The following is a 4,154-nucleotide window of genomic DNA, read 5'->3' as shown; positions in this document are numbered from 1 at the left end:
CCCTCGACCGCCCACACGGTGAGGTACTTGCGTTTGGCCCCGCTGCGATAACTCACCTCACCGAGGTCGATCCACTCGCCCTCGGGTACCGGCAGCCCGAGTTCCTCGGTGAACTCCCGCCCGGCGGCGTCGCGCGCGGACTCTTCCTCGGACAGGTACTCGCCCTTGGGAATCGACCACGCCGAGGCGTCCTTCTTCGCCCACAGCGGCCCGCCCATGTGCCCGAGCAGGACCTCGATTCCGGCCTCGACGCGGCGATACACCAGCACGCCCGCACTGAAAACGTCCGTCATCGGAGCGAGTCTGCCAGGCGCCTGCTCGCGCGACGTCGCCAGCCTGGGTGACGGCGAAAGCGAGCTGCACACCGGCGAATTCGGGGTCGGACGACAGCTCCTGATGTCACGGGTCGCCCGCTCGCAGACGTGCGGCGCGCAGCAATAGGTAGTCGCGTTCCGGCACGCTGGCGGTCTGTCTGGCCGCCCGCTGGTATTCGCGCACGGCCGCAGCCTGCTCGCCTGCCATTTCGTGAAGATGCCCGCGGACGGCGGCGAGGCGGTGCGATCGCGCCAGCGGCTCGGCGACGCTGTCGGCTACCGCCAGCCCCGCTACCGGACCGTGCACCATCGCGGTGGCGACCGCGCGGTTGAGGGTGATCATCGGATTGGGGGTCAGACGTTCGATCATGGTGTAGAGCTGCAGGATTCGCGTCCAGTCGGTGTCCTCGGGGCGTCGGGCCTGCGCATGCAGAGCCGCGATGGCGGCCTGCATCTGGTAGAGACCCGTCAGCCCGGCAGGCATGGTCGCGGTGAGCAGGCGAAGACCCTCGGTGATCTGGGTGCGGTCCCAGCGGGAGCGGTCCTGCTCGGTGAGCGGGATCAGTTCTCCGTGCGGCCCGGAGCGGGCGGCGCGTCGGGCATCGGTGAGCAGCATCAGCGCGAGAAGACCGGTGACCTCGGCGTTTTCCGGGAGCAGCGTGCGCAGCGCACGCGTGAGCCGGATCGCTTCCGCCGACAGGTCCCCGCGACGCAACCCCGTTCCGGTGGTGCTGGTGTGCCCCTCCGTGAAGATCACGTACAGCACCTGCAGCACCGCGCTCACCCGGGTGCTGTCGTGCGCGCCGTCGGCGAACGGCCGATCCGATTCGGCCAGACGCTTCTTCGCCCGCGAGATACGTTGACCCATGGTCGATTCCGGGACGAGGAAGGCCGCCGCGATCTCGGCGGTACTCAGGCCGCCGACCGCCCGCAGTGTCAGGGCCACCGCTCCGGCGGGCGGCAAGTCGGGATGGCAGCACAGGAAGTACATGTCGAGGGTGTCATCGCGACCGACCGCCTCGACGGGCACATCCCGCACGAAAACCGTGGTCTCCCTGCGTCGCCGCGCCACCTCGGCGCGCACCGCGTCGGCCATCCGCCGCTGCGCGACCTGGATCAACCAGCCGCGCGGATTGTCCGGAAGTCCGTCGCGATCCCACTGGGTCGCCGCCGCGAGCAGCGCGTCCTGCACCGAATCCTCGGCGAGGTCGAAATCACCGAAGCGGCGGACCAATACGCCGAGGACCTGCGGCGAGAGTTCACGCAGCAGGCCCTCGATGCGCGCAGTCAGCGTCTCGCCTCAGGCCACGTCGGGCGCGCTCATGATCTGGCGCACCTCGATGTATTCCCCGATCGGCTTGCCACCGGGGCCCGGCGCCGCGGAGGCCTGCGCGGCGATCTCGACCGCGCGCTCGACAGAATCGACATCGACCACCCAGAAACCGGCCAGGAACTCCTTGGTCTCCGGGAAAGGCCCGTCGGTGACGACCGGCGCCGAGCGACCGTCGGAGCACACGATCATCGCCTGATCGGGTGCGGCCAGGCCCTGCGCGTCGACGAGTTCGCCCGCGGCGGCGAGTTGTTCGCCCAGCGCCCGCTGGAAGTCGATATGGGCGGCGATGTCCTCGGGTGCCCACTCCGGCAGCGGGATGTCGCAGTAGGCGGTCTCGGAATAGGTCTTGACCAGCATGAATTTCATGATTCGGCTCCTGCTCGCTGCGCCCTCGCGGCGCGTTCGACGGTTGGTCGGAGCCGATGAGCAGTCTTCGACACAACGATCGCTGTGAAGTGGATCACAGCGGGATGCCTGGGTCCGCCAGCCGGTCGGGGTCGACGGGTTCCGCCGATCCGATCAGCTGCTTGATCCGGTCGGTCACATCCCACACATTGACGTTCATCCCCGCGCGCACCCTGTTCTGCGTGTCCAGCCAGAACGCGACGAATTCGCGCTCATCGAGATCGCCACGCACCACCACCCGCACGTCGTCGCCACGTCCGACATAGCCGGAGTACTCCATCCCGACGTCGTACTGATCGCTGAAGAAATACGGAAGCCGGTCGTAGACAGCCGTTTTGCCCAGCATCGTCTTCGCGGCGACGGCGGGCTGATTCAGCGCGGTCGCCCAGTGTTCGATGCGGATCGGCCGGTGCAGCAGCGGATGGTCCTGCTCGGCGATATCGCCCACCGCCACCACATCGGGGTTGCTGGTGCGCAGGGCGGCGTCCACCAGCACGCCGCCGTCGACCGCCAACCCGGCCGCCGTGGCCGCCTCGATATTGGGCTGCGCGCCCACCGCGACCAGCACCGCCTGCGCGGGCACCACGGTGCCGTCGCCGAGCTGCACGCCGGTCGCCTCGTCCTCGTCGGTGAGGATGGCGTCGACGGAGGTGTTCGTGCGCAGGTCGACGCCGTGCGCGCGATGCAGATCGGCGTAGAACGCGCCCATCTCCGGGCCGAGCACCGTGACCAGCGGCAGATCGGCCGTCTCGATCACCGTCACCTCGACACCCTTGGCGCGGGCCTGCGCGGCGACCTCGAGACCGATCCACCCGGCCCCGATGATCACCAGGCGCCGGTCGGTGCGCAGTATCTCGAGCAGCGCGTTCGAATCGCCGATCGTGCGCAGCGTATAGACGTTGGGGGCATCGGCGCCGGGAATGTCGAGCGTGCGGGCTCGCGAACCGGTGGCGAGAGCCAATTTGTCGTAGTCGAGCGTGGAACCGTCGGGCAGTGTCACCGTCTTGGCGATCGGATCGAACGCGGTCGCGGTGGTGCCCAGTCGCAGGTCGACGTGGTGATCGCGGTACCAAGCAGCCGGATCGACGGTGAAATCGGGCAGTTGCTGGGTGCCCGCCAGGTGCTGTTTCGACAGTGGCGGGCGCTCGTACGGCAGCTCCTCTTCGGCGGCCAGCAGAGTGACGCGGCCGTCGAAATCGTTGGCGCGCAGGGCTTCGGCGATCTTCGCTCCGCCCAGACCTCCACCGATGACGACGAAATGCTGATTCGAGCTCATGAACGGACCCCTTCTCGCGGACGACCCGGACTCCTCGCAACCCGAGCTTAGTGCGCGTTTTCACCCACGGGAACGATTCCGGCGGTGATGCGGTTGCACCAATCGGTGGGGCGACCCGGCCCACCGCAGCTGACCCGAGAGGAACCCATCGTGAGCGAGCAGGCCACCAAGGATGTCGCCGATTTCTGGTTCGACCCGCTGTGCCCGTGGTGCTGGATCACCTCGCGGTGGATCCTGGAGGTCGAGAAGGTGCGCGATATCGAAGCGCGCTTCCACGTGATGAGCCTGGCGGTGCTCAACGAGGGCAAAGAGGGCCTGCCGGAGCGGTATGTCGACATGATGGCTGCCGCGTGGGGCCCGGTGCGGGTCGTCACCGCCGCTGGTCAGAAGTACGGCGACGAGATCCTGTCCCCGCTCTACACGGCGCTGGGCACCCGGATCCACGACCGCAAAGCCGAGTACGAGCGCGAGACGCTGCAGGAGACCTTCGACGCGGTCGTCGCCGACGCGCTCGCCGAACTGAACCTGCCCGCCGAACTCGCCGAGGCCGCGACCAGCACCGACTACGACGAGGCGTTGCGGGCCAGCCATCACGCGGGCATGGACAAGGTCGGCCCCGATGTCGGCACGCCGACCATCCACATCAACGGGACTGCCTTCTTCGGGCCGGTGCTCTCGCGCATCCCGCGCGGCGAGGACGCGGGCAAGGTGTGGGACGGCGTGGTCGCGCTGGCCTCGTACCCGCACTTCTTCGAGCTCAAGCGCACCCGCACCGAGGACCCGGTCTTCGACTGAGCATGCGGTCGGGGGTGCCCGCAGCGGGCAC

5 protein-coding genes are annotated in these 4,154 nt (G+C 68.5%); 1 reads left to right on the top strand and 4 read right to left on the bottom strand.

Annotated features, from left to right (window positions below):
• The 4 genes from ACFWF3_RS26550 to ACFWF3_RS26535 all read right to left on the bottom strand — a co-directional run.
• Positions 1–293 (bottom strand): NUDIX domain-containing protein (locus ACFWF3_RS26550; RefSeq protein ID WP_379316060.1); only part of this gene is annotated, 293 nt, incomplete at its 3' end.
• 106 nt (positions 294–399) lie between these two features.
• A complete protein-coding gene (locus tag ACFWF3_RS26545; RefSeq protein ID WP_379316058.1) occupies positions 400–1,548 on the bottom strand; it encodes an RNA polymerase sigma factor in 1,149 nt (382 codons plus the stop codon).
• Between the two features lie 66 nt (positions 1,549–1,614).
• Positions 1,615–2,013, bottom strand: coding sequence for a YciI family protein (locus ACFWF3_RS26540; RefSeq protein WP_266298409.1), 399 nt, complete (start codon positions 2,011–2,013; stop codon positions 1,615–1,617).
• A gap of 94 nt (positions 2,014–2,107) precedes the next feature.
• Positions 2,108–3,328: an NAD(P)/FAD-dependent oxidoreductase gene (locus tag ACFWF3_RS26535; RefSeq protein ID WP_379316056.1), complete on the bottom strand. Its 1,221-nt coding sequence runs from the start codon at positions 3,326–3,328 to the stop codon at positions 2,108–2,110.
• A gap of 150 nt (positions 3,329–3,478) precedes the next feature.
• Here ACFWF3_RS26535 and ACFWF3_RS26530 point away from each other — a divergent pair, with 150 nt between their 5' ends.
• Positions 3,479–4,123, top strand: coding sequence for a DsbA family protein (locus ACFWF3_RS26530; RefSeq protein WP_379316054.1), 645 nt, complete (start codon positions 3,479–3,481; stop codon positions 4,121–4,123).
• Positions 4,124–4,154: the final 31 nt, after the last annotated feature.

The sequence above is a fragment of the Nocardia sp. NPDC060220 genome, assembly GCF_042727815.1.
Classification (GTDB): Bacteria; Actinomycetota; Actinomycetes; order Mycobacteriales; family Mycobacteriaceae; genus Nocardia.
The sequence above is the reverse complement of the archived record's forward strand: the minus strand, read 5'-3'. Positions and strand labels throughout refer to the sequence as shown.

Bases quoted from the DNA above. Each gene is read 5' to 3' on its own strand.
- ACFWF3_RS26535 (WP_379316056.1), bottom strand. From the start codon at position 3,328: ATGAGCTCGAATCAGCATTTCGTCGTCATCGGTGGAGGTCTGGGCGGA.
- ACFWF3_RS26540 (WP_266298409.1), bottom strand. From the start codon at position 2,013: ATGAAATTCATGCTGGTCAAGACCTATTCCGAGACCGCCTACTGCGAC.